General features: G+C 60.3%; 22 protein-coding genes, 1 tRNA gene and 1 pseudogene. 5 read left to right on the top strand and 19 right to left on the bottom strand.

All coding sequences use genetic code 11. The features are described 5' to 3' along the window. The first annotated feature begins 56 nt into the window (after positions 1-56). Entirely contained in the window at positions 57-218 is a 162-nt protein-coding gene (locus NW855_RS09625; RefSeq protein WP_240527399.1) for a transposase, read from the top strand. Positions 219-315: 97 nt separating this feature from the next. Here NW855_RS09625 and NW855_RS09620 read toward each other — a convergent pair whose 3' ends face one another. Further along, positions 316-1470 carry an FAD-binding oxidoreductase gene (locus NW855_RS09620; RefSeq protein WP_414508703.1) on the bottom strand — a complete coding sequence of 385 codons (1155 nt, stop codon included), beginning with the start codon at positions 1468-1470 and terminating at the stop codon, positions 316-318. 1286 nt (positions 1471-2756) lie between these two features. On the opposite strand from NW855_RS09620, the pseudogene NW855_RS09615 reads away from it, so the two are divergent. From NW855_RS09615 to NW855_RS09605, 3 genes and pseudogenes are all read left to right on the top strand, one after another. Further along, positions 2757-3353 (top strand): annotated as a pseudogene (locus NW855_RS09615) (PAS domain-containing protein); the annotation flags it as partial. An 81-nt stretch (positions 3354-3434) separates the two neighbouring features. Next, positions 3435-4076 carry a GAF domain-containing protein gene (locus NW855_RS09610; protein WP_414402488.1) on the top strand — a complete coding sequence of 214 codons (642 nt, stop codon included), beginning with the start codon at positions 3435-3437 and terminating at the stop codon, positions 4074-4076. A gap of 24 nt (positions 4077-4100) precedes the next feature. Continuing rightward, the gene (locus NW855_RS09605; RefSeq protein WP_414402482.1) at positions 4101-5264 is read left to right on the top strand and encodes an ATP-binding protein; all 1164 of its coding nucleotides are present in this window, start codon (positions 4101-4103) and stop codon (positions 5262-5264) included. Here NW855_RS09605 and NW855_RS09600 read toward each other — a convergent pair. The 10 genes from NW855_RS09600 to NW855_RS09555 form a co-directional block, all read right to left on the bottom strand. After that, a complete protein-coding gene (locus NW855_RS09600) occupies positions 5261-6697 on the bottom strand; it encodes a cytochrome c biogenesis protein (protein ID WP_011429167.1) in 1437 nt (478 codons plus the stop codon). The two genes, NW855_RS09605 and NW855_RS09600, sit on opposite strands and share 4 nt — an antisense overlap. A 76-nt stretch (positions 6698-6773) precedes the next feature. Next, positions 6774-7523, bottom strand: coding sequence for a cytochrome c biogenesis protein CcdA (locus NW855_RS09595; protein ID WP_011429166.1), 750 nt, complete (start codon positions 7521-7523; stop codon positions 6774-6776). A 98-nt stretch (positions 7524-7621) separates the two neighbouring features. Then, the gene (locus tag NW855_RS09590) at positions 7622-8140 is read right to left on the bottom strand and encodes an inorganic diphosphatase (RefSeq protein ID WP_041438773.1); all 519 of its coding nucleotides are present in this window, start codon (positions 8138-8140) and stop codon (positions 7622-7624) included. Positions 8141-8524: 384 nt separating this feature from the next. Continuing rightward, positions 8525-8596: transfer RNA gene (locus NW855_RS09585), tRNA-Asn, on the bottom strand. Positions 8597-8745: 149 nt separating this feature from the next. Continuing rightward, the gene (locus NW855_RS09580) at positions 8746-9618 is read right to left on the bottom strand and encodes a M56 family metallopeptidase (protein ID WP_099812561.1); all 873 of its coding nucleotides are present in this window, start codon (positions 9616-9618) and stop codon (positions 8746-8748) included. Then, entirely contained in the window at positions 9615-10049 is a 435-nt protein-coding gene (locus NW855_RS09575) for a BlaI/MecI/CopY family transcriptional regulator (protein ID WP_011429163.1), read from the bottom strand. Before NW855_RS09575 ends, NW855_RS09580 begins: the two co-directional genes overlap by 4 nt. 91 nt (positions 10050-10140) lie before the next feature. Continuing rightward, complete coding sequence (gene serS / locus NW855_RS09570) at positions 10141-11448, bottom strand: serine--tRNA ligase (RefSeq protein ID WP_414347049.1); 1308 nt, start codon at positions 11446-11448, stop codon at positions 10141-10143. Positions 11449-11475: 27 nt separating this feature from the next. Then, the gene (gene ilvC / locus NW855_RS09565; protein ID WP_414402928.1) at positions 11476-12468 is read right to left on the bottom strand and encodes a ketol-acid reductoisomerase; all 993 of its coding nucleotides are present in this window, start codon (positions 12466-12468) and stop codon (positions 11476-11478) included. A gap of 73 nt (positions 12469-12541) precedes the next feature. Further along, positions 12542-14038: a glycosyltransferase gene (locus tag NW855_RS09560; protein WP_240527293.1), complete on the bottom strand. Its 1497-nt coding sequence runs from the start codon at positions 14036-14038 to the stop codon at positions 12542-12544. 137 nt (positions 14039-14175) lie between these two features. Further along, positions 14176-14637: a YlqD family protein gene (locus tag NW855_RS09555; RefSeq protein WP_011429159.1), complete on the bottom strand. Its 462-nt coding sequence runs from the start codon at positions 14635-14637 to the stop codon at positions 14176-14178. Positions 14638-14912: 275 nt separating this feature from the next. Here NW855_RS09555 and hemC point away from each other — a divergent pair, with 275 nt between their 5' ends. Then, positions 14913-15899, top strand: a complete 987-nt coding sequence (hemC, locus tag NW855_RS09550) for a hydroxymethylbilane synthase (RefSeq protein WP_414402927.1) — start codon at positions 14913-14915, stop codon at positions 15897-15899. A 1050-nt stretch (positions 15900-16949) separates the two neighbouring features. Here hemC and NW855_RS09545 read toward each other — a convergent pair. From NW855_RS09545 to NW855_RS09510, 8 genes are all read right to left on the bottom strand, one after another. Then, on the bottom strand, positions 16950-18365 hold the full coding sequence (locus NW855_RS09545) for a DUF2157 domain-containing protein (protein ID WP_414508702.1): 1416 nt from the start codon (positions 18363-18365) through the stop codon (positions 16950-16952). A gap of 92 nt (positions 18366-18457) precedes the next feature. Beyond that, complete coding sequence (purC, locus tag NW855_RS09540) at positions 18458-19204, bottom strand: phosphoribosylaminoimidazolesuccinocarboxamide synthase (RefSeq protein WP_414349626.1); 747 nt, start codon at positions 19202-19204, stop codon at positions 18458-18460. Between the two features lie 10 nt (positions 19205-19214). Continuing rightward, entirely contained in the window at positions 19215-20675 is a 1461-nt protein-coding gene (locus tag NW855_RS09535) for a sugar transferase (protein ID WP_099812565.1), read from the bottom strand. A 148-nt stretch (positions 20676-20823) separates the two neighbouring features. Beyond that, positions 20824-21597 carry a class I SAM-dependent methyltransferase gene (locus tag NW855_RS09530; protein WP_049749699.1) on the bottom strand — a complete coding sequence of 258 codons (774 nt, stop codon included), beginning with the start codon at positions 21595-21597 and terminating at the stop codon, positions 20824-20826. 26 nt (positions 21598-21623) lie between these two features. Next, the gene (locus NW855_RS09525) at positions 21624-22481 is read right to left on the bottom strand and encodes an FAD-dependent thymidylate synthase (RefSeq protein ID WP_011429152.1); all 858 of its coding nucleotides are present in this window, start codon (positions 22479-22481) and stop codon (positions 21624-21626) included. Between the two features lie 74 nt (positions 22482-22555). Beyond that, positions 22556-23344 (bottom strand): DUF4397 domain-containing protein, encoded by a 789-nt coding sequence (locus tag NW855_RS09520; RefSeq protein WP_011429151.1) that lies wholly within the window; start codon positions 23342-23344, stop codon positions 22556-22558. 185 nt (positions 23345-23529) lie between these two features. Further along, a complete protein-coding gene (locus tag NW855_RS09515; RefSeq protein ID WP_414508701.1) occupies positions 23530-24798 on the bottom strand; it encodes a bifunctional sterol desaturase/short chain dehydrogenase in 1269 nt (422 codons plus the stop codon). Positions 24799-24922: 124 nt separating this feature from the next. Next, entirely contained in the window at positions 24923-25489 is a 567-nt protein-coding gene (locus NW855_RS09510) for a DUF192 domain-containing protein (RefSeq protein WP_414402553.1), read from the bottom strand. Positions 25490-25558: the final 69 nt, after the last annotated feature.

Below are 25558 nucleotides of genomic sequence, written 5' to 3'. Positions count from 1 at the left end.
CGTCCCAAAATTGTTGTGTTTGTGAGGAGCGTGTTCCCAAGGCCTTGTCGGAACGTGTGCATGATTGCCCTCGTTGCGGGTCGTGGGACAGAGACTTGAACGCTGCTATCGAGATTTTGAAGCGAGGACTCAGGTCCCCCCGTATACGGGGGGATATAGGGGGGCGGTGGGACTGCCGCTCTCTGGCTGTGGAGGATCCTGGTTTACCAGTCCGTTGAAGCAGCAACTCCGAGAAGTGATTCTCGGAAGCTCCCGTCTACAGCCCGTCAGGGCTTAGCGGGAGAGGATGTCACGTTTCGGCGTGATTTGGAGTAGCTATATCAAGCTGGGGCTGAAGATGGCGGCGGGATCAAACTGCTGCTTCAGCTTGCGCATTAGGGTCACCGTCGGGCCGAAATCGTGGGCCAGAGCTGTCTTCAGGGCTGCCGGTGCCTCCAGCAGCAGGAGAAACCCGCCCACCGACTTGAGGTGGCGCTGTAACTGTAGCAGGGATCCCACCTCAGGCTGGGAGATCCAGGCTCGCCCCAATCCACAGCCGCGATGCAGTTGCACCTGAGCGTCGGGAAATAGAGACTGAAACTGCTCTAGAGTAGCCAGGCTCTGGCTAGGCAAGCAGCCGAACTTGGCCAACACCATCCCCGCACGGCGGGAGGGCAGAGGCGGGGCTTCAGGTCTTGCCTCTTGCCAGCTCAATCCTGCAGGAGCTAGCTGTTGCACCTGGGTCATCTGTTGGGCAATTACCCGCTCGGAGCCGTGGAAATGGAGGCAGAGCTGGGGCCCTTCTGCCTTCAGCCAGAGATCCACCCCCACCGGGCTGACCGGCGCCCTCAGCACCTGCCGAGCCAAGGCTTCCAAATCGGGCAGGGATCCTGTAGCCACCAAAGTTGCTTGGGCTGCCGGCAGGGGATAGAGCCGTAGGGTCGCCTGCGTCAGGATCCCCAAACTGCCCAGGGATCCGGCGAACAGTCTCGTCAAGTTATAGCCGGCCACATTCTTAACCACCCGCCCACCCGCTTTGGCCACCTCCCCATCGGCCCGTACCCAGGTGATGCCCAGCAGCAAATCGCCGATCCCACCGTAACGCCAGCGCAGCGAGCCCGTATCGGCCGTGGCGACGATGCCCCCCACTGTGGCCCAGTCAGGGTAAAGGGGATCCACCGGCCACCATTGCCCCCGCTCTGCCAAGATGGCTTGTAGCTCCGCTAGGGTCATACCGGCCTCCACTGTCGCCGTTAGGTCGGCAGCCGCATGGTCGATCAAGCGGCGCAGCCCACGGGTACTGAGGATGAGATCCACAGCCTCCAAGCGAGGAGCCCATCCCCACTTGCTCCCCTGCCCGAGCGGCAGCACCTTCCGCTCGCGGCACTCTTTTAGGAGCTGCGCCAATTCTGGAACCGTCGAGGGAGTTTGGATGGGAATAGGAGCGGCCTGGCCGGAGAGAAAATCTGTCAGCGGCGGAGAAAAAGCCATCGAGAAGAGCTAAGCCCAAAACGCCGGCAACATCTGATCCCCTAGCTATCGGGATCAACTTGCCCAATTTCAGTGTAGGGGGCAAACTCCTCACCTGGGCAGCACAGCCACAGATGGGTACTTGATGAGGCTTAGAATGCAGCCAGCTTCCCAAGTTCCCTCGCCGGGAGCGGAGGGCTGAGAGGGGTCGCGGCAGCACGGGCTGAACTCAAGTAATCTGGCAGCCGCTCAAAATCTGTCAAATCTGTCTCCAATGAAACCAACCCAAGCTCAACTCGATGACGCGAAGATACTTGAAAAAAACAGAGCAACAGGATGGCGATTGCCCCTTTTTAGATGAAGGAAAAACCTCGATAAACCGGAAGAGCCGCAACTTAGATCGACAATTCCTGTTAACAGCGAGCTAAGAGCTTAACTTGCTCCCCAAGTCTCGGCACCAGCAAATTAAACAGCAGATAGATGTAAAGATTTATATCAAAATTCGAAACTTCTTTGCGCGACGTGGTACTCTAACTTGTAAAGTTAAGCTTGGGTTAAAGCTATCAAATGCCTAAAGCTAAAACTGCCTGCAAGTAAGTCCGTAAGTAAGTATTTTGTCTGGTCTTGGCTAAAGTTTCCCTCTGCCATACTGTTTGCAAATTTTTCTGACTGCAATTTAAGGTTCGGTTATCCCCTGACACCGACATGGTGCAAGACTTGCGCTCTTCATCGGGATCCCTGGAACAGTGCTTTGGCCAGATGCCACTCTTGGTCGGGTTCGACAGCCCCCTTGCCGAGGTTCTCTCCCTGTTGGCGCAAAAGAATGGCTCCCGGCCCTACGCCTTGGTGGTGGATGCAGGCCGAGTGGTGGACATTTTGACGGCTGTGGATTTGACACTCCCACCCAGGGGATTCTTACGCAGCCCAAAATGGACTCGCAAAGGCGCTGTCAAGACGCCCCTAGACAGTCCTTTGAGGCATAACCTCAAAGTTCTGCTTACTTCGGACTTAAGTTCCTCCAGGTTAGTTATTGCCGCGCGGGTTTTGCACCGCAGTAGGTTGTTTTCCTGGAGAAGCTCTGTACTAACTATAACAAAGAAGCAACTAAAGTGGCTCAAGGGCTTTTCCGCCCCGTACTTTAGTACGGGGCTACCAAGCTATCCTTTTGTGTTGCGGTGGGTGGCCAGCGACCGATCTTGGCAGGGATCCACCCTGGCTGAGGCGATGACCGCCCCTGTTGTAACCTTGGCCGCCGGCGACTACCGGGATCCGCTGGCGTTAAGGATCCCCCTTTTGTCTATTGGCCCCCGGAGGAGATGGAGAAGATCGCCACCGCCTTCGCCCAGGGGCTGGCTCAGGGTCGGCCCCCGCAGGGTTGGGAGCTGACCTTTATGCGTCGCAACGGCGAGCGGTTTCCGGTGCGGATTTTGGATGCCCCCTGGCAGGATGCCCAGGGGAAGGTAATCGGCATTGCCAGCGTACAGGATTTGACCCAGGAAAAAGAGTTGCAGAACCCACAACAAAAACGGCAGCACTCGCTGCACGATCAGCCAGATCTGTTTCAAAACCTCTTTGAGCAAGCCCCGGTGGGCATGGCAGTTACGGATGCGGCGGGGCAGATTGTCAAGGTGAACGAGAGCTTTTGCCAGCTCACCGGCTACACCGAGGCCGAGCTCTTGAGCATGAATTACGCCGACCTCACCCACCCTGAGGATCTGCGGCAGGAGGCAATCTATGTCGAAGAAATACGAGCGGGCCGCCGCCGGGGCTACCGCATGGAAAAACGCTACATCCGCAAAAGCGGCGAGATCCTCTGGGTTGACCTCTCGTCTTTTGTGGCGGAGACTCCCGACAAACAAATCTACGGCATTGCCTCCATTGTCGATATTACCGAGCGCAAGCGAGCCCAGGAGCAGGCTCAACTGCAACTCCACCAAGCCCGGCTGCTCAACCGCATCGCCCAAGGGATCCGGCAATCGTTGCAGGTGGAGTCCATCCTGGGTTTTGCCGTAGAAGAAGTCCGCCGTTTGTTGGATGTGGAGCGGGTGGTGATCTACCGCTTTTTCCCCAATTGGGTGGGCGAGATCGCCATGCAATCGGTCAGCCGGCCAGAGTTGAGCCTGCTGGGCCTGGTTATCGAAGATCAATGCTTTGTTAGCCAGTGGCACCAGGCCTATCAGCAGGGCCGCATTTCGGCCATTGAAGATATCGACACCGCCCCCATCCAGCCCTGCCACCGCGAGCTGCTGGCCGGTTTGGGGGTGCGGGCCAACTTGGTGGTGCCCATTTTGCAGGCGGCTGGCCCTGACGGCAAAGACAGCGAGCCGGCCCGCCTCTGGGGGCTGTTGATCGCCCACCAGTGCAGCGCCCCCAAACAATGGGATCCCTGGATGCCGGATTTTTTGCGACAAATTGCCGATCAACTGGGGCTGGCGCTGCAACAGGCGGAGCTGTTTGAGCAACTCCAAGCTGCCAACGCCGAGCTGCGCTACCAGGTGGAGGTGCGCAATGCCGAGCTGGCCCAGCGGGTGAGATACGAGCAACTGCTGCGGCTGATTGGCGACAAGGTGCGCTCCAGCCTGGACGAACAGGAGATCTTGGCCACCGTGGTGCGGGAGCTCACCTAGGCTTTCCAACTGGGCGCCTGCGGTGTGGCCCTCATCCATCCGGAAACCCAGACCTACACGCTGGCCTACGAAGCGGCGGGATCCCTGCCCCCCCTGGGCAAGGTCACTCTGCCCTTGGATCCCGTGCTTTTGCGCCAGCTCCGCCAAGGCCAGACCCTCTACCTCAGCACGGATCACCCGCTGCGGGGGCGCTGTACCCTGCTTGCCTGCCCCCTGGTTGTAGAAGAGCAAGAAGGGCAGCTTGTCTCAGGCACCGGCTCGTTGCTGGGCTTTCTCAAGTTAGTTCGCCTGCCCCAGGAGGGCTTTACCGAGGCCGAGATCCACTTTGCCGAGCAGGTGGCCACCCAGTGCAGCATCGCCATTCGCCAGGCCCGCCTCTACCAGGAAACCCAGGCTCAGCTCCAGCAACTGCAGCAGCTCAACGAGCTCAAAGAAGAGTTTCTCAGCATGGTCTCCCACGAGCTGCGCACGCCTCTGACCAGCATGAAAATGGCCCTGAAAATGCTGGAGGTGCGCGGCCTTTCCGAGGCGCAGATCCCCTATTTCAACATCCTCAAACAGGAGTGGCAAAAAGAGCTGGACTTGGTCAACGACCTGCTGGACTTGCAGCGGCTAGAGGCCGGCAGCCGCAGTCTGGAGATCGCCCGCTTCGAGGTGCGCGAGTGGCTGGAAAAGCTGTTGCCGCCCTTTGCCCTGCGCTTTCAAGAGCGCCAGCTCACCTTTATCTCCTACCCCCCCTCTGAACCCATCTTGTTCAACACCGATGTGGGGCTGCTCACCCGCATCTTGAGCGAGTTGCTGGCCAACGCCGCCAAGTACACCCCTGCCGGCCAGCAGGTTCATCTGGAAGTGGCGGTCGATTCGTCGGGTCTCCATTTGCAGGTCACCAACACCGGTGTCGAGATCCCAGCGGAGCACCTGCCGCGCATCTTCGAGAAGTTCCACCGCATCCCGCACCTGGACTACGCCCACCAGGGGGGCACCGGCTTGGGCCTGCCGCTGGTGAAAAAGGCGGTGGAGCTGTTGCAAGGGATCCTGCAAGTGGAAAGCGGCGAGAACCGCACCCTGTTCGCGGTCAGCCTGCCGGATTTGGGCAGTTCCGCCCTCACCCCCAGCCCCTCTCCCTCAGGGAGAGGGGAGCTAGATGACCCTGGGCAGCGTTGCCGGTCAAACAGCCGCCATGGCTAGCCGTTGGCTAAGGACTCCGTCCCGCCGACGCGAGCGGCAGGAGGGGGTTCTTTTGCCGGCGAAGGGGGAGAGGAGAGCAGTTGCTGCTCCACCAGGCGGGCAAACTCCCGCTCGAAGCTCACCAGGGCGCGGTTGGTTTTGCCTCCCAGGTAGAGCCCTGCTTCCGTCTCCAGGGCCCAAACTTGGCTGTAGCTGAAATAGCTCATCGCCACCCCCAGCATCAGCAGCCCAAAGCCGAGATAGACCAGCGGGATCCCTGGGTCGGATTTAATCTGCAGACCGGTGGCGCCGATAACCTCGTCTAGGTGCAGGGTAAGACGGTTGGGGAAGCGCTGGGGGGCAACTTCGTCCAGGGCCAGGCTCATGCCCTGGCGCAGGGATCCTATCCACTGGCCTTGGGTGTCGTAGAGCAGGGCCGTCCCCTGCAAATCGGGCAACAACAGCGTCAGGCCCTCGCTTAGGTCTGGCCGGGTGGGGACAAAAGCGCCCCAGAGCTTGCTGCCCGCTTGGGTGGGCACCGGCACCACCGGGATTTGAAAGGGAGGGCTGTTGTTGAGGCGGATGCGGATGCTGTCGATGCTCCAATCAGCCTGGTAGAGGGTCACCCCCCGGTAGGAGAGGGGATGGTTGACGGAAATGGTCTGGCGTTTGACCTCCTGGCCCCCATCCAAAATCGAGAGATCTGAGTAAAACTGCTTCACCCGGCCATCAGGAGCATAGTCAATCCAGAAGCGGTTGACCCGAATTTGCCAGGTGGGTAGATGAGCCAGATCCCCTGCCCCGGTTACCTGTTCAATGGCGGCGACGCTGCCGCTGGGGATCAGCGCTTGGGCCTTGAAGCCGGCAAGGCTGCCCCAGATGGCCCCCAGCAGGATCAGCAGCAGGCTGACGTGCACCAGGATAGGCCCAAACCGCCCAATCAGACCCTTGCGGGCGTAAAGTCGGGATCCGTCCTGAAACACCGCATAGCCCCGCTGGCGCAGCCGCTGCGGCAGCCCCTGCAGGGAGCGTTGGGGCAGATAGGTCCAAAAGGGCAGCCGCTGGAAGGAGTGGGGACGGGTGAGGTAGCTCCAGCGACGGGCCACCTTGAGCATCGGCCACTGGCGCGTCAAAGAACAGGCGGCCAGGCTGCTGCCAAAGAGGATCAACAGGGCCAGAAACCAAGAGGTGCGATAGACGTGATCCAGCCCCAGCTTGAGGATCAGCCGCCAGGTGAGAAAGCCAAACAGGGCCGGATGCTCGGGGTAGTGGGCCTGATAGAAGGCCACGGTTTCCTCTTGCTCGATGACCGTGCCAACCGCGCTCAAAAGGGCAATTGCCAAGAAAAGGCCGATGGCCAGACGCAGATCCGCCAGCAGCGGCAGCAGCTCATGGCGAAAGTACCGACGCAAGGGGGAAAGCCACCGCGACAGCGGCAGAGAGGGAATAACCATGGGAAGTTGTCAGCTCAAGATCTGAACTGCCCCCCAACTGGAGGGCAGCCCCATCTTAGCTTGCAGCAGGGATCCCTTAGGCCCAAGCGGAGAGGATCGTCACGGTGCCAAAGCCCACCAACACCACGCCACTGGCATAGGTAAACCAGATCGACCAGCGCCGCAGGGCCAACAGTTGCTTCATCGAGCCGGCGAACACCCCCGCCAACAGCAGCGGCGAGACCAGCCCCAGCGCATAGGCCAGCAGCAGCCCGCCCCCCACCCAGGGCTGCCCTGTGGTGGAGACCCAGCCGAGCAGGGCCACCAAAACCGGCGTGCTGCAGGGAGAAGCTACCAGGCCAAAGGTGGATCCCAGCAACACCGACCGGCCTAGCCCAGGCCACTGGCCAGGGATCTCCAACCGGTTAAACCAATCGGGGAAGCGCAAGGGGACAACTTCCAGCAGGTTCAGGCCCATGAGGATGGCGATCCCTCCCGCCACTAGGGATCCAAAGGCAGCGGTTTGTCCATAAACCCGGCCTAGCAAAGCTGCTCCCAAGCCCAGCCCGCTGAGCGTCAAAGCCACGCCAGCCGCAAAGCCTAGCGATTGCACCCAAACCTGCCAGCGCACTTCTCCGGCAGCGGCGGGGGTAGTGGGAGCGTAGCCGCCGATGTAGCCGATGGTTACCGGCAACAGGGAGAGCATACAGGGAGAAAGGCTGGTGACCAGACCTGCCAGACCCACCAGCAGCAGGCTCAGCGGAGAAAGGTGCTGCAGTTGGCCTTGGACAAGTTGCGTTGCCCATTGTTCCAGGTGGTAAAGCCAAAGCTGAAGGGTATCGGCCATAGCAGAAGCCATCGAGTCCAACCCTAAGCTAGCTCGAGGAATCCAAGCCAGAACAGATTGGCGCCAACTGGGAGCTTCAGTCCAGAAAAGTTGGGGAGCTACTTGGACTGTTGGTAGGTGGCAATGCTGCTGGCGATCACTGCCTCGGTTTCGGCTAGGCCTTTCCAGCCCAAGATCTGGGTTTCTTTCTTCTCCAGGCGCTTGTAGGTGGCGAAAAACTCGGCAATCTCGTCCAGGCGGTGCTGGGCAATATCTTCCAGCCTGGTTACGGAAGCATAGCGAGGGTCCTTAGCGGGCACGCACAACAACTTCTCATCCGGCTCCCCCGCATCGATCATCTGCAGCATGCCCAGCGGGCGCACCGCAATCACACACCCTGGAAAGGTGGGCTGATCCATGATCACCAGGCCATCCAAAGGATCCCCGTCCCCTGCCAGCGTATTGGGCACAAAGCCGTAGTCGTAGGGGTACTGCACCGAAGAGTAGAGCACCCGGTCTAGGGCCATTACGCCCATGTCTTTGTCAAACTCGTACTTGTTCTTGCTCCCGCCCGGAATCTCAATCAGGAGGTTAAGTAGGCCTGGCTTTGGTTGGGCAGGGATCCGCGACAGGTCGATCACAGCAATTACCCTCGGAATAGGTGAAACGGCCAGAGGGCATTATAAATCGAAGCGTTCCTTCAGCAGCGGCATCCCAACCCCAACTAGGGGTGACCAGCAAGTCGGGAGGCACAAGCCCCGGACTTTAGTCCTGGAGATAAGTCTCCCCATCTCGACATCCTGCAGGCTGGAGTCGACTGCCCACGCTTTCGATGTCCCTGCCGTCGCCCAGGAGTCGGGGTGATGGCGCCCCCGGCCTCCCTTTCATCCCCCCGTATAGGGTGGGAAAAAGGGGGCGCGGTGGCAGCGGCGCCAGCCCGTCCGCGTAGCTTGCGACAAGCGAGAAAGAATCCTCGTCCTCTCGGGCTGAGGAGAACATCAAGCTTGCATCCCCCCGCCCAACTCCTCGGGCAAGATTCGAACTTGCGACCAATCGGTTAACAGCCGACCGCTCTACCGCTGAGCTACCGAGGATCGAAGTATTTTCCATCGTAGGAAAAAAAAGGCCATCAAGCAACTCCCGCGGAGGAAGAAATTCTTGGCTCTGTCCAGGCCATGGTTCAAGCGGCTGTAAAGCTGCTGCCCACCGGCGCGCCAAGGCAAGCTGGGGAATGGCGTCAACCTCAGTTGTGAAAGGGGATGGCCAACAGAGGCAGGAGAGCCAGCCCCAGCCAGGCCCAACCCTGCAGGGAAAGGTGGGAGGCGACCGGGCCTGACTCCTCTTGCTGCAATAGGGCATCGATGCGCTCTTGCAGCCGTCCCCCCGCACCGGATCCCATTTCTAGGGCAAAGCCAACCCAAGCCGCTGCCGGTTGCTGCGCCATGCCATAGCCCACCACCTGCACCAGAGCCTCTCCCAGCACCAAGGGATCCACCCGTTGGGCCGCCCAGCGATCTGCCCGCAGCTCCCGCAGGGTGAGCAATTCCTGCCAGAGGACCTCTGTATTCGGCAGCCAGCCGCTGAGATGGCGCAGCCAGCCCACCGCAAACATCCACAAGGTATCGCCGTAGTGGCGGTGGGCCTCTTCGTGGGCCAGCACCGCCCGCAGGTGTTCTTCATCCAACTGCTCCAGCAGGCCGCGACTGACCACCAATTGCGGCTTCCATACCCCCACTTGGGCAGCAAAAGGGATCTCCAAATTCAAGACATAGGCCGAAGAGCCATACAAATTGACTTGGGCCAGAGCCCGCAGGCGGGCGCGTCGGCAGACGCGCCAGTACTCCCAAGCCCAGCGCAGGGCCACGCCTGCAGCCAGCGCCAGCAACAGCAGCGCACAGCCGTAGCAGAACCAGCCTCCTGCCCCGGCCATTTGTCCCCACGGCCCCATCCAAGCCAAAGCAAGGGCAGTCATTAGCAAAAACAGCGGCGGCAGCAAGAAGTGGATCCAGGCCCACTGCCAGCGCTGGGCCCAGGAACCAGCTCGATCCAGCCGCACCTGGGCCCGCCACAGCCAACTCAGGGCCAAACCCAACAGCAACATGCCCAAGTGGCTCATTGGGGATCCCTCCTGGCCTCGCGGGCCGCCCGCAACCGCTCGGCAATCGCCTGCAACTGGGACACGCTGGCCTGATCCAGGCTATCGGCAAAGGCTGCCACGGTGTCTGGGTCGCCCACCGCCAAAAACTGCTGCAACTGGGCAAAGGCCCTGAGGCTGGCAGCTTCCTGGCGAGAAAGACGGGGCCGCCACAACATCGGCAGACTCCGCCCTTCTGCATCGGTGCGACGTTCACAGCTCACCCAGCCCTTCTGGCTTAGGCGCCGCAAAACGGTAGTTACAGAGGCATAGGCCAACTCTCGGTCGGGATCGGCCAAGATGCGCTCGTGGATTTGGCGGGTGCTGGCACTGCCCAGCTCCCAAAGGATATCGAGGATCTCGGATTCCAGAGGGCCTAGTGAGAGTTGCTTGGGACGATGCTTGGGCAACATAAACCCTGGCAGGGTAGGGATCCCTATCTAGATTGACATACTCTCATACTCTCCACAGCTATGGCTTGCTGGAGCACCGCGGCAGAATGGCTCAGGGAGCAGTCCGGAGAGCGCCGTCTTCCGAGAGGAAGCGGGAGCTGAGGAAAGGACGCAGCGCCTGGGGGATGCGAATCGAGCCGTCCGGCTGCTGGTGATTTTCCAACAGGGCGGCCAGAGCCCGTCCCACCGCTAAGCCGGAGCCGTTCAAGGTGTGGACGAAGTGGGTGCCCTTTTGCCCTGCTTCTTTGTAGCGCAGGTTAGCGCGGCGGGCCTGGAAATCCCAGCAGTTGGAGCAACTGGAGATCTCGCGGTAGCGGTTTTGGGAGGGGAACCACACCTCCAGATCGAAGCAGCGGGCTGCTGAAAAACCTAGATCGCCGGTACACAGCTCCACTACCCGGTAGGGCAGCTCCAGCATCTGCAAAATGGCCTCGGCATCTTGCACCAGCTTTTCGTGTTCTGCCTCCGACTGGGTGGGGTGGGTAACTTTGACCAGTTCCACCTTTTGAAACTGGTGCAGCCGGATCAGGCCCTTGGTGTCCCGGCCATAGCTGCCGGCCTCGCGGCGAAAGCAAGGTGTGTAGGCACAGAAATAGAGCGGCAGGCGCTCGGCTGGGATCACCTCCTCCCGGTACAGGTTGGTGAGGGGCACTTCCGCCGTCGGGATCAGCCAGAGGTCGTCGTCGGCACAGCGGAAGCTCTCAGCGGCAAACTTGGGCAGTTGCCCTGTCCCCTCCAGAGCAGCGCTGTTGACCAAAAAGGGAGGGATCACCTCGGTGTAGCCAGCGGCAATGTGGCGCTCCAGCATCATGGCGATCAAGGCCCGCTCCAGAGCCGCCCCTGCCCCTACCATAGCCACAAAACGGCTCTGGGCTACCTTGACGGCACGGCCAACCTCCAGGAGGCCCAGCTTTTCGGCAACCTCGTCGTGGGGAAGGACGGGGTGGGTGGGTTTTAGCTCATCGCCCCAGCGGCGCACCTCCACATTGTCGGCCTCATCCTGGCCAACCGGCACGCTGGGCAAGGGCAAGTTGGGCAAGGTGAGCAACCGGGCGCGCACCTCCTCCTCCAGCTCCCGCTCCCGCTGTTCCAGTTGGGCGATCTCGGCCTTGAGATCTGCCCCCTGCTGCCGCAGGGCCGCCACCTCCGCTCCCTGGGGATCCGCTCCCTGGCGGATGAGCTCGCCGACCTTCTTGCCGAGGCTGTTGCTTTCTGCCTGCAGAGAGCCGCGTCGGGCCTCCAAGCGGCGGCGCTCCCGATCCAACTGGAGAATGCCGTCCAGGTCGACACTGGCCCCGCGCTTGTCCAGGGCTTGGCGTACCTCTTCTGGGCGATCCCGCAGCAGCTTCAGATCCAGCACGAGACTTGCCTGTGAGACGACCTCTGGCTATTGCTTCAGCCAGCTAAACATGGCCCTTAGCTCTTTGCCCACCTTCTCGATGAGGTGCTCCGCCTCGCGGCGGCGCATTGCCGTAAAGCCGGGCTTGCCGGCCTGGTTTTCCAAGACAAACTCGCGGGCAAACTGGCCGCTTTGGATTTCTGACAGGATCCGCTTCATTTCAGCGCGGGTTTGCTCGGTAATAATGCGGGGGCCACGGGTGTAGTCGCCGTATTCTGCTGTGTTGGAGATGCTGTGGCGCATCTTTTCCAGGCCCCCCTCGACGATGAGATCCACGATTAGCTTAACCTCGTGCAGACACTCGAAGTAGGCCAGCTCCGGCTGGTAGCCTGCTTCCACCAGGGTCTCAAACCCCGCCTTGATCAAAGCCGTGAGGCCGCCGCAGAGCACCACCTGCTCGCCGAAGAGATCTGTTTCAGTTTCCTCGCGGAAACTGGTCTCCAAAATGCCGGCCCGCGTGCCGCCGATGGCCTTGGCATAGGCCATGGCCCGCTCCCGCGCCATCCCGGAGGCATCTTGATGGACGGCAAACAGACACGGCACCCCCTGGCCTTCCTGGTAGGTGCGCCGCACCAGGTGACCGGGGCCCTTGGGAGCGACCATGATGACATCCACGTCTGCGGGCGGCTGGATCTGCCCGAAGTGGATGTTGAAGCCGTGGGCAAATAGGAGCACCTTCCCCGGCTTTAGATGCGGGCGGATCTCGCTCTGGAAGACGGTCTTTTGCACTTCGTCCGGTAGCAGGATCATCACCCAGTCGGCGGCAGCCGCAGCATCTGCTACAGTCTTGACCGTCAACCCGTCCCGCTCCGCTTTGGGCCAAGAGGGGCTGCCGGGGTAGAGGCCGACGAGGACGTTGACACCGCTGTCGCGCAGGTTGAGGGCGTGGGCATGGCCCTGGCTGCCGTAGCCGATGATGGCGACGGTCTTGCCGTCCAGCAGATCCAGGTTGGCGTCAGTGTCGTAGTAGAGGCGGGCCATAGTCGGGCTGGGTAGTTTGGTGAGCTGGCGTTTGATTAGGATAGCAGGATCTGGGGGATCCCCAACAGCAGAACTAGAGGCCATGGTGCACCGTTTTTACCCACCGCAACCGCTTGGGCTGCACACACATACGAGCCGTGGTCACGATCATGACCGGCAGCCAGTGGAGCATGTACACCAAGCCCAGAGCCGTACGCCACCAGAGTTTTCGCCCGCGCAGCCCCTCCACCTGGCGCAGGCCGCGGTAGAAGGCCACCGTCACAGATCCCATGACCAGGGCGTTCAAGGGGAGCAGCACCGAGGAGTGGCCCGTCAACAGCACCCAGAGGGTATCGGGAACTAAGGCCATCGGCAGCAGGTACTGAGAGATGAAAAAGGCCCAGAGATCGACTGTCTTGGCCATGCCCAGGCGGCGGCTGAGGATCCCTGGCCAGTAGTCGAGGTAGCGCTGGTAGCCCCCCTCCGCCCAGCGGCAACGCTGGTGCCAAAGGCTTTTCCAAGAGGTGACTCCCTCTTCGACGATGGCCGGCTCCGTCAAAAAGGCAATATCCACCCCCGCCAGGTGCAACTTAAAAGTAAGATCCAGGTCGTCGGTGAGGCTGTTCTCGTTCCAGCCGCCGCACTTTTCCAGGACATCCCGTCGCACCAGTTGGCCGTTGCCTCGCAGCTCCCCAATCCCGCGGATGGCCACCCGCTGCTGCTGCAAGTAGGCATCGGAGGCCATCTCCGCCACCTGGCCCAGGGTCCAGAAGTTGACGTTGGGGTTGCTCAAGGCTTTGCGCACCTGAACGGCGCCGATTGTCCGTCTGCCGGGGCGGGGGGTCTGGCCGAACAGCGGCAGGGTGCGAGTCAGCAAATCCGGGGGCACAATGGCGTCGGCGTCGCAGACCAAGATAATCTCCCCCCGCGTCAGGGGCAGCACCTCGTTGAGGGCGCCAGACTTGCCGCCTCCTCGCCCTGGTGGCCGTCGGTAAACTCGCAGGTGAGGGATCCGCTTTTGGGCTTCCTGCAAGATGTCGGGGGTAGCATCGCTGCTGGCATCGTCAATGGCCCACAGCTCCAGGTGGCTGCTGGGGTAATCCAACTGGGTGAGGCTGTGCAGCAGCCGCGGCAGCACTGCGCTTTCGTTTTTGGCCGGGATCAACACCGCCACTCGCGGCAGAGGAGAACCCGCCAGCGCTAAGGGCTGAGCCCCGCCCACCTCAGGCAAAGGCAGGGAGGCCGTTTCGGCGGCGGCGGGATCCCAGGCCATTGTTCCAGGAGGGTAAAGCCTCAAGGGGGGCGGCAGAGCCGCCGGTTGCAGCCGGAACAGGCGGTTGATGTGGATGACCATGAAGGTGGCCAGGCCAACGGTAAACCAGCGGGCTACCGCTACCTGGTGCATCAGGCTGACCAGCCCCCACACCGTCGCCAGAACCAGGAAAGCTTTGAGACGGCGGCGCTGAGCCGAGGTGAGCAACCAATCGGGAAGATGTAGGTCCTCGAGGGGGGCAGGCTCTGACCAGACAAACTCAGACATGGCGAGCATCTCGTAGGTAACAACTTTGCCCGTACGCACCAGCCGTCCCAAGCTTGAGCCCAGCGGCTGTTAAGAGGCCGTTAATTATTGTCACCTATTGTGTTGCCACCGACTTGGGTTAAGACCAAAGGTCTTGATCTGCTACCCCACAGCAAGGGATCCCTGTCCTCCCAAAGGATATGAAGAGCTTATGGGTTGCCGCGAATTTCCTTGATCACCCCATCTTCCAGCAGGATCTCCACCTGCATTTTCTGGATCAGGTTGTCTCCCTTTTGCACGCGGAAGAAGCTCTCCACGCTGCCCTGGAGCACCTCTTGGTTCAGCTCCAGGTTGTTCAGTTGGTTGATCTGCTGAAGCAACTGGTTTTTTTGATCCAAGAGCTTGATCTTTTGCTCGTTCACGCGGCTTTTCACCGCTTCCACCTGTTGGAGCACCTGGGGGCTGTTGGGGTTAGGGCTTTGCTTCTCCAGCTCGGCAATGGCCCGCTTGCCCTGAAACTCCAGTTGCTGCATCTGAGCATCGGTGGCTTCGATCTGCCGCTCCAATTGCTCCTGCATTTCTTTCTTCCAAAGGGGGGTGACCACCACCTTGACAGGGATGGTGCGCTTGAGCAGTAACTGAGTGCCGTTGCCGACGTTGTTTTCTTCCATAAGACCTATCCAGGCAGACTACCAAGCAAATCAGGGGGCCCTGTGCTTACAGAGAATTGTCCTCTAGCAACCTTGGAGAAGGAGGCTTGACAGACCACAACTCTCCCCGCCGCGGCGGAGAATCCGTCTACTTATCCTACCGGCTGGGATCCCCGTAGTAAAGTCTGGATCGGGGGGAAATGGCAGTTTTGGTTAAGGATCTTGAAGGTCGCTGCCGTGCGGCGCCGCAAAGTCAGTTAGCGTGAAAGACGGTGTTCTCGGATTTTGCAGCAGCCATGAGCGAACTGGCCTCAACTCCCTTGCGGCCCTCGGCAGGGGCTGCCCAGCCGGTGCGGATCGCCTCCCGCAAAAGTGAGCTGGCCTTGGCCCAGACCCACTGGGTGATGGAGCAGTTGCAGGCCCACCATCCGGGATTGCCGCTAGAGCTGCACACCCTTTCCACCCAGGGAGACATCATCCTGGATGTGGCGCTGGCCAAAATTGGCGATAAGGGCTTGTTTACCAAGGAGCTGGAGGTCAGCCTGCTCAACGGCAGCAGCGATCTGGCAGTGCACAGCCTTAAGGATTTGCCCACCCGTTTGCCGGAAGGCCTGGTACTAGGGGCGATTACGCAAAGGGAGGATCCTTTGGACGCGCTGGTGCTGCGGGAGGAGCTGCGTGGCTACCAACTGGCCACCCTGCCCGAAGGGACGGTGATTGGCACTTCGTCGCTGCGGCGACTGGCCCAACTGCGCCACGCCTTTCCCCACTTGCAGTTTAAGGACGTGCGGGGCAACCTTAACACGCGCTTGGCCAAGCTGGAGCGGGGGGAGTACGACGGCCTGATTTTGGCGGTGGCCGGCCTAAAGCGGCTGGGCAAAACCGACCGGATCCACGAGGTGCTGGATCCCAGCGTGTTCTTGTACGCGGTTGGCCAGGGATCCCTCGGCATCGAGTGCCGGCAGGGGGACGAGCGGATTCTGGAGCTCATCCGACCCTTGGCTGATGCGGAGGCGACAGCCCGCTGTTTGGCCGAGCGAGCTTTCCTGCGGGCGCTGGAGGGGGGCTGTCAGGTGCCCATCGGCGTCCACAGCCAAGTTCGAGGGGAAGAGCTGCACCTGACCGGCATGGTGGCTGACCTAGAGGGGCGACGGCTCATCCGCGATACCCAGACGGGATCCACCGCCGATCCGGAAGCGGTTGGGGTGGCCCTGGCGGAGAAGCTGAAGCAGCAGGGAGCCGACGAGATCTTGCAGGAGATCTTTGCCCGGGCTCGCTGCTAAATTCTCTTGGCTAGCTCTCGGGAAACTGGCCAAGGGAAAGAAAAACGGCAGGGAGAGTTTTAGATCCCCCCCTCTGCCGTTACTGCTGCCAAGGACTTGCCTCAGATAGGGAACTCACATTCACAGCAGCAGTAGTTGAGCTCTACCTTAGCTTCCAAAACAGCCGTGTCGTCTTGAACCACCAACGTAACTCTGTTGTTGGCAACTTCAGCGGGAGAGAGCGTTAGGGTTTTGGTAAAAGTCTGACCGGCCGAACTCACAGGTGAAGCATATAAGAACCCCGATTGAGTTAGAGTGCCGCCGTTGTACACGTAGTACTTGTCGTTGCCCGCATCCGGAGCACTGCTACTGCTAGCCGGCAGATTGTTGCGGTAGGCAAATGTCAGGGTACCTCCCAGCCGGCAGCCTGTTTTACAAGGGGGGCTCCATTGGAAGGTATGAGCAAAGACTTTATCGGGTCGGCGATCTCCCCAGTTGACTGTCCCGAAAGGGCCCTGGAGAGTTTCCCAAACTTTGGGTGGAACCTCCGATTGAAGGGGGGAAGCAGGGTTTGGCGGAGGAGCGCTGAGGGTTACTGAGCGCAACACCATGGGTCTCGAGCACGGAAGGCCAGGCAGAGGTCTTGGCGAAAGGGGGAAAGGAACCTGGCGGAATAGCTCATCTACAGTTTCTGAGGATACTACCGGAGCTATGGGAACTAGGGAGGGTATCGATCTAGGCACAGAAGGCATAGGCTGCCTAGCTGGCTCCGGGGCCTGAGCCACTAAAAGATGATCTTCAGCCAAGGCAACACCCGAAAGAGAACCACTCTCCCAAAGGGGCGTAAGTAGCAAAGCCAAAATGCCCAAACGCAGTCCTACTTTCATTATCTTGATAGAGATGCCCACTTCCTTCTCAGCTCAAGCCAAAGCTGAGAATACACTAGCAAAGACGTTGGGGAATACAAGCAGGTTCCTTAAACTTTGTAAATTCTTGTGAATTCCAGCTCAATTCCAGCTTTTTCCTTTGCTTGATCATGTAGCGGGGCTTGGCTTCCTAGAAGGGCAAGAATTAGAGACGGGAGAAAATCCGCCGCTCAAATTTCAGCCCCAGCCAGATTACCCCGATCCCACAGGCCACCAACACCGCCGACTTGGCCAACAGGCCGGTTGGGTACTCGAAAAAGCGGGTCAGCACCACCAGGGTTAGCCCCAACAGTCCCTGCCAGAAGCGCCCCCGCCGCCCCTGCTGCAGCCCTTCCCAGCAGAGCACCACCGACAATCCCACGAGCAAAAGGGTCACGATCCAGGGAGCAAAGAAGGCCAAGGCTACCTTTGCGGTTAGGTTCAAAGGCAGGGCGCTGCGGATCCCCAGCAAAAGCGCCAAGGCAACCAGAGAAATCAGAACAGCAGCATCCTTCAGCCAAGACGAAACGGGCTGGGATCTCTTCTCCTGCCAACCCTGCCACCAGCCCCAGCCCGTCAGCAGCAGCAACCCCACTGCCGACAAGCTCGCCCAGGGATCCCCAACGTTCCAGAGGGGATCCTCGGAAAGATCGACCCACGTCCCGACAAAGCTCCAGACATAGAGCAGGACACCCAGCCCCAGCAGAGCCAAGTTCTGGGCTGTCGGGGCCAAATCCAAGCCTTGCTCCAGCTCGCCGGGAAGCTCTGGATCCCTTCCTTCAGTTAAAACCCGGCTTAGCCAAGGCTTATGGCGTTGGTGCCACAGACCCAACCCCCACACAACTGCAACACCAAGCAGATGCAAAAGGGTTAAACCTTGGAAAGAGCTGCCCAAACGCTCGGCTAACCCTTGCAACGCCAGGCCAAAGTTCACCACGGCCAGGGCAAAAACCCAGCGAGAGCAACACCAATAGGCCAGAGGAACCAGCAGGCCCAGGGTCAACCAAGGATAGAGGAAGTTGACAGTCCCCCAATCCACGAAGTCGGCTACCATCCCCAAGCCCAGCAGAAGGCAGGCCAGTACACCACTGGGGCTGTGACGCAAGCCGTAGGCCATGGCCAAACCGCCCATCCCCCAGGCCCAAAACAAGCCTGCCGCAGATCCCCCAAGCTGAACCCACTGGGCCATCAGGCCAATACAGGCTCCCAGGGTCAGTTCACCGGCTATCAGCAGGGCGCTACCCAGACGCTGGGATCCCTGCTGCCAAGCCTGGAAGCCCGCCACCTGCAGCCCTACCATGAGGGCCAAGCACCCCCAGGCTCTGGCCCAGCGGGGAATGGCAGCCCAGTTGGCCGCCACAAAGGAGATCACCCCCAGGCCTACCAGAACTGCGCCAAACAGTAGCAGCACCAAGACAAAACGGCTGCCGGCCGCTCGGGGCAAGCTATCCAGTTGGTAGTACTCCCACAGCCGATCCCGCTGCTCAGGTTCAATCAACCCCTGCTCCACCCAGGCATCCAGCAGGTCGGCCAGTTGGCGGCGGAAACGCTCGCCGGGGTAGGGGGGGCGGGGAGAGGTCATGGCGGGATCCCGACAAGCGAAAGGAGGCTCGGGCGTTAAGGGAGTGGGATCGCTGAGGCGATTATAGTCCCTCACCCCTGGCTCCTCTCCCTCTAGGAGAGAAGGAATTGGGATCCCACTGCCTGAAGCACCCGCTGCAACACCTCTTGATAGCCAGCTACTGGATCCCCCAGATCAAAGCGAAAGAGATCCTTGTCCAGCACTCGCGGCTCGGATCCCTCCAGATCCCAAAGACGGCAGGTATCGGGGCTAATCTCGTCGGCTAGCAGGATCTCTCCCTTCTCGTCCAGGCCAAACTCCAGCTTAAAGTCCACCAACTCTAGGCGGCAGCTTCGCCAGAAAGCCTGCAGATGGTTGTTGATGGCCAAAGCCAGGGATCCGAGGCGCTCCACCTGCTCCGGCGTGGCCAGCTGCAACAGGCGGATGTGATCTGTGGTCACCAAGGGATCCCCCAAGGCATCGTTTTTGTAATAGAACTCCACCAGCGGCGGCTCGATGGGAAGGCCCTGCTCCAGGCCCAGCCGTCGGCAGAGGCTACCCGCTGTGCGGTTGCGCACCACCACTTCCAAAGGCAGGATGTGCAAGGCTCGCACCTGCATCTCGGTGGGGCCGGTTTGGGCCAAGAAATGGTTGGGGATCCCTTGCTGCGCCAGGTAGGCAAACACATGGCTGGAGACGGTGCAATTCACCTCTCCCTTGCCGGCGATGGATCCCCGCTTTTGGGCGTTGAAGGCGGTGGCGTCGTCTTTGTATTGGCAAAGATAAACCCTGGGATCGGCAGTGCGGTAGATGCGCTTGGCCTTGCCCTCGTAGAGCAGCTCTTGGGGGGAGAATGGCATACGCTAACCCCTAATATCCGGTCAGCCGTCCGCGGATCCCTTGCCAAAGGGTAATGGCCAGGATTCGCAGATCCAGCCACAGGGACCAGTTTTGCACATAGTAGAGATCATACTGGGTGCGGCGGGCGATGCTGGTGTCTCCCCGCAGGCCGTGGATCTGAGCCCAGCCGGTGAGGCCGCTTTTGACCAAATGCCGATCCAGATACTTGGGGATCTCCTGGCTAAATTGCTCGACAAAGTAGGGCCGCTCCGGGCGGGGGCCCACCAAGCTCATTTCCCCCTTCAAAACGTTCCAAAGCTGGGGCAGCTCATCCAGGTTGGTGCGGCGCAAAAAGGCTCCTATCTTGGTTCGGCGCGGATCCCCGGGGCGCGTCCAGCGCGGCTGGCCGGGTGCTTCAGCATCCACCCGCATGGTGCGGAACTTGGCAATCCAAAAGCGACGCCCATCCAAGCTCACCCGCTCCTGCCAATACAGGATGGGGCCGGGGCTGCTGCAGGCCACCAGCACGGCGATGACCACAAACAGGGGGCTGAGCAACAGTAAGCCCAGGGAAGCTCCCAAGATGTCCATAGCTCGCTTGAGGAAACGGTTGTGGGCGTAGCGCAAAGGGGGGTGGCGCAGCGTCAGCAGCGGGATCCCGTCCAGAGAGTGGAACTGCAGGTTAACCGTTAAGAAGCCAAGAATATCTGGCACCAGGCGCACCTGCACCGACAGAGCCTGCAAAGTAAGAAGCAGGGGCGCGTTGGCCAGCTCCGGCTGCCCAAACCACACCTCTTGGATCTCAGGGTGAGCTTGCACATAGGCCACCAGATGAGCGGGATCCAGGCGCTCCAGCTTTTGCAGAGGCCCCGCTTCTGGCGCCGAGGGATCCCCGGCCACGGCCCAAGCCTTGATCTCAAACCCCAAAGCCGGGCAGCGCTCTAGCCGCTCCAGCACCTCGGCCAACAGCAAGCCGGATCCCACCCAGATCACCCGTCGCCGCCCCTGGCCGCGGGCATACAGCCAGCCCATGCCCAGCCGCAGCGCTAACCGCATCCCCGTCAGGCCGAGCAGGGCCAGCAGGCCGGCATAGCCCACTACCAAGCGCGACAGCGAGACAGAGCGCACGAAGAAGGCCCCTGCCAACACCAGGCCAAAGGTCACCCCCAGCCCCAGCAGCAAACTGGCCCATTCCTCAAAGCGGGATAGGCGCTTCGATTCGCCATATCCGCCCAAACCGGCCTGAACGCCCCAGTAGCTGAGAACGGTCAGCAATCCCAGGCCGGCATAAACATCCCACGGCAAAAGCTGGTGAGGGCGCAAGCTGCGCAGCCAGTAACCTGCCCCAAAGGCCAACCAAATACAAAGGCCATCCCCGAAGCAAGCTAGGGGCACCCACAGACGATGCGGATCCAAGCGAAGGGCGTAGCTGCGCAAAGGTTCCGTCTCCCTGGTGCGAAAGGACTCCGTCCCGCTAGCGCGATCGGCCAAGAGCTATCTCCTCCAAAAACGAAGACTGGGAACAATCTTATGAAAAGATTATCCCCTTGAGGCTGCAAGGACTCCGTCTCGCTAGCGCGATCGGCCAAGTTGACTCAAAAAACTGGTAATAACGGCGAGAAGTTGAGGATTAAGAGGCTCAGTTTCCCAGAGGAGCAATTTTCAAAGGGCTCCGTCCCGCTGCCGCAATAGGGCTGGCTACCGCCAACAACGACAGGCCAAAGGGCAACGAAAACTTGGGGATCAAATAGGCTTCCGCGGCAAAAATCTCTGCTAGAAGTTGATTGAGCCAAAGGGGCGGCATTTTCAAGTCTGGACTTTCCCGCAGGCGAAGTATTTTCTGGGCTAGGCGGATCCCTGCTGCCAGAGGGAAGAGAAAGCTGTTGAAAAAGGTAAAGGTATGAATTTGCAAGCCGGCGCTCTTGAGTAAGGAGAGAAGTTGTGCCGCTGTGTAGCGTCTCTTGTGGTGATTGAGCTCGTCATGGGCGCTCCACAGCCAGGGATAAGCCGGCACCGTGATCACCATGTAGCCAGATGGCTTTAACCTCTGGATGAGGGCTTCCAGAGCTGCTGTGTCTTCGTCTAAATGTTCCAGAACGTCCAGCAGAGCAATTAAATCAAATTGTTGAGAGCCAAAAGGGATCCGATGCGGCAATTCGCCTTCTTCCACAATCGCAATGCCACGAGCCCGGGCCAAAGGCAATGCTATTTCGCTTCTTTCCATGGCCCAGACTTGGCCAAACTGAGACAACATTTCCAGGTTGCCACCGCTGCCACATCCCGCTTCCAAGATACAAGCTGAGGGAGGAAGAGGGATCCCTGCAATAACCCGGCTGAGAATCTGTCGGCGGCCCACAAACCACCAATGTCGATCCTCTAGGCCTGCCATTTGTTCATAAGCTTTGGGATCCATAGTCGTCCCCAATGGTTGGGAACTTGTTAGGGAGAAAGCCTGGCCTTGCCCCAGCGGTTTTGGCGGTACCAGGCGGCCACATGGGGGCACCAAGCCTCGAAGTGGGGCCACATCAACTCGCACAGCTCGCGGATCTCCCGCTGGGCATCCTCCTTAGCCCGCAAATCCAGAAAGTGCATCAAGCTGCGGCAATTAAAAGACACTACAAAATGTTGGCGGATCCCGTAGCCGATGATGTTACGAGCATCCTCATAGGGCACCCCACACTCTTCGACCAGGCGATAATAGGCAATGGCCTGGCTGCGATACTGCTCAAGAATGATGTTTAGGGCCTCGGGAGAGATGGGCTTGAAGCCTTGGCGGGTTTTGGCTTTGCCTTCCTTGACGCTGGCGGGAACGTAAAATAGAGTTTCCAACTCTTGCAAAGCTAACTCTGCCCCGGTTTTGTCGGCAAAAGCAGAAGTTTCGTCCCAGCCCCCCGTATACGGGGGGCTAGGGGGCTGGTTGGGGGGGCCGGGCGGGGGGTTGGGGGGCGTTCTCCGGGGCCCAGACAAGAGTCTTTTGCCCAAATCGGCAATTTGCTGGCCTGTATATCGAAAAGATTGAACGTCGAAAGAAATTCCCACCCGATGAGTACGGGCCTGTTGCATGACAGCATGGGGAAAATAGCCTACCCCAAACGTGATCTGAGGGTGCTCCAGCGGCCCATAGTGGCCACGGTTGCCCTCCAGCAGATGCCGCACCACGGCCTCGCCATATTTTTCCGGGATCCGGCTTTCTGGGGTAACAAAATCAGGGCTGTGATCTTGGTGCATCGCCTGGTAGATCACCCGTTCGGGATCTGGGGTTTGGCTGAGCACCACCACTTGAAATAAGGCATCCACGGGCTGTGTCCCCAAAGCTAGAGACGACTGGCTAGTCTCACAGTATAGAGAGGATCAAGCCGCAAGCAGCCTTGCTATAGGAGCCTACGAGCCCGCGTTTCCTCTGCCAGCACCAAGTTTAGGCCCGGATTGCTGCGCATCAGCCCCGCCACGTAAAGGGTATAGACTTTCCCTGCCTCTAACTGGAGGTCAAACCGTTGCAAGGGAATGCTCCGGCCAGGAGACGACTGCCCACCTGGCGCGGGGGCTGAAGGAGCTATGGCCACCTGAATTTGGGTAAAGCCGGGTCGCATGGCTTGAAAGGTGGAAACTTGCCCGAAGGCCAACTGAGGTATCAGCACCCGCCCTTGCTCCCCCTGCCATTGCAGGGCCGGCGCATCAGGGGCAGCGTGAACAAACCGAACCAGGGCTTGGTCAAACAGCGAGTTGATGTTGTCTTCCAAAACTAAGGCCGTCACGCGATTGGGCTCGTCAGCAGCCACCACCGAGAACACTCCCCCGCCTCTGAGGTTGGCCACAGTTCTGGCCGCAACCGTTCGCGCTAGCGGAACGGAGTCCTTAAAACTCGCGGGCTGGCCAGGGCTGGTCGTCTCAGGGGTTGAAAACAAAACAATGTCGTACTCGCCCGCCGGCATACGCACGTACTCGCTCACCGAGCCATAGGCTACACCTTGAGCAGCCCTTACCCCCCCCACTTCCAAGTCGATCCGAGGGGCATTGGGGGCCACATGCACCAAGCGCACCTGGATCTCAGAAACTCCCGCGGATGCCGAAGGCATCGGGATGGCACAGCCGGACAAAAGCCCCGGCATTAAAGCCCCGCCCACCACGCAGAGGACTGCGCTCACCCACTGTCGCACCATGTTTACACTCACTCCTACTCCTCACACCCAGGGTTCATAAGGGAGATCGAGCGGAAGAGCCCTCTCGCTCCCCAAAAGTTCGGGTTAGCGCAAGGGATCCCATCCCCTGCCGCCAAGGAACCTGCTCTTGTCTTACCCCAGTTTTGCGCCTGATGCCATAGAGCCGGCCAGGATTTGCGGCCCCCCTAAATCAAAGGGATCCCGGCGGCCGGACCCAGAAGAGCTGGGCGAGAAGAGCGGCGGCTGAACAAGCGGAAATAGGTGCTGACGGCCAACTCTTTCAGCGGGAAAAGCAGGTAGGTGAGGGGGTTGATGGTAACGATGATGTTGCGGCAATCGCGCTTGGCCTGGGCCAGGATCTGGGCGGCCACCCAATCGCCTGACATGACTCCAATCGGGTTGAGCTGGCTCTTGAAGGGCCCGAGGATGAGCTTGCGCACCACACAGGGGGCATCGAGACGGCGTAGGGTAACCAGATCGCCCAGGGCCCGTTTGGAGAGCTCGTAGAGAGGGCTAAAAGCAGGGCTGACCTCGGCTTCGGAGGTGTTCACCCAAACCTCTTTGGTGGCCATTTCCCGATTGCCGCGCACCGTTTGGAAAAACAGCTCCATCAGGCGCCAAGCGGAGAAGGTGTTGACAGCATAGGACTGGTGGACCGACTCGGGATCCCGCTCCCCATGCACGTTGAGGCCGTGGTTGATCACCAAGATATCGACTCGTTCCAGGAGCCCGGCCAGGGATCCCTCCTGACCCACCTGCCAGTGGATGGTCTCCACCGGCTGGGGCTGGCCGTCCACTTCGATGGCGACCGAATCCGCATGGGAGCTGAGGGCGATGACTTTGGCCCCATGGCGGGAAAAGTGCTTCAAGAGGGCCCGGCCCAGAGTGCCAGAGGCACCGGTGACGGCCACGCGCTTGCCTTTAAAGGAGAGACTGGTGCCCATGATCCGATCCACTAAGGTCAGGGTGCCGCAAAAGTAGGCGTTGGTATCGTCGAAGTGGTGCCGCCAGTGGTAGGCGCGGTTGACATGCCACTGGGCAGGAGGAGCAGGGAAAGGCCCGGGTTGGTGGGTAATGTCCGTCTGCAGGGCCAGCCCACAGCCGCGCAACATGCCGGCAACCAGAAAACTGGCCGAGTAGAGTACCCCCACCGCCGCCGCTAGGCCATACAGCCAGGATCCCTGTCCCAACAGCACCACCCAAGGGATCCCGGCCAGGATCATCGTCGCCGCTTCGGGGACATCGTGGTGCCACTGGGATTCCCGGTATAACTTTGGGTCTACCACGCTGAGATCGGGGCGAAACAGGCGGTGGTGCAGGGTGTGTTTGGGCATCAGCCAGGGCCACTGGTGAGCTAGCCAATGGCGCACATCCCGCACAATCTCGGCCCAAAGCACAGAAGCCAGGGCCACAGCCCCGACCCCCAGCCACTGGGCTACGCTGCTAACCTCCATAGGGCTTTGCTGGCAGTAGCCGAACCATCCTGAGCTCGCCGTCGCCTCTTTGCATCAGCGACCCCTAGGAAGAATCATCGCAAAGAGGCCATCCCAATCGCAATCAAGACGGCCAACAGGACCCTCAAGGAGCTTTGGGCGAGAGCTCGCGGATCTCAACCGTATCTCCAACTTGCAAGCCCAAGGCCGCTGCCGTCCCGCCACGGAACTCCAGCACGCTGTCCACTAGCTGGCTGGGGGGAGGCCCATAGGTGGGGCAGGGCAGGGCGGGACAGCCGGGCACATTGGCGGCGATGTACACCACCCGGCCTTGGTGGAGAAAGATAATGTCCAGGTTCAGCGGTGTGTTAAACATCCAGAAGGCAGCCGGCTGGGGCGGGTCGAAGGGAAACCACATGCCGCGATCAGGCGGCAAATCGGTGCGAAACATCAGGCCCAGCCGCTGTTGCTCAGGGGTGCGGGCCACTTCCAGCTCAAAGCGCCGGCCAGCGATGGTGACTTCTGCTGCCACCGGCAGGTGCTGGGGCTCTCCTTTGGCCGAGGTCGCGTTGGCAACGGCTGCCGTCTCCTGGGCTTCTAAAGATGAGGATCCCCCAGCAGTACATCCCAGCAGCAGAGCCAGGCCTAAGGCAATCCCGCCCGCTGTGGCAACCCGGCGAGAGCGCCGCCCCTCCCTTGCCCGCAAACTCATCCCTTGTCTCCTGCCGAGCTAGCTGTGCAGGCTTGATCCTACCCTGCTCTTTAGGTTGAAGAGGGAGGG

The sequence above is a fragment of the Synechococcus sp. RC10B2 genome, from assembly GCF_047502635.1.
Note: the sequence above shows the minus strand (reverse complement) of the source record. Positions and strands in the feature narration are given on the sequence as shown.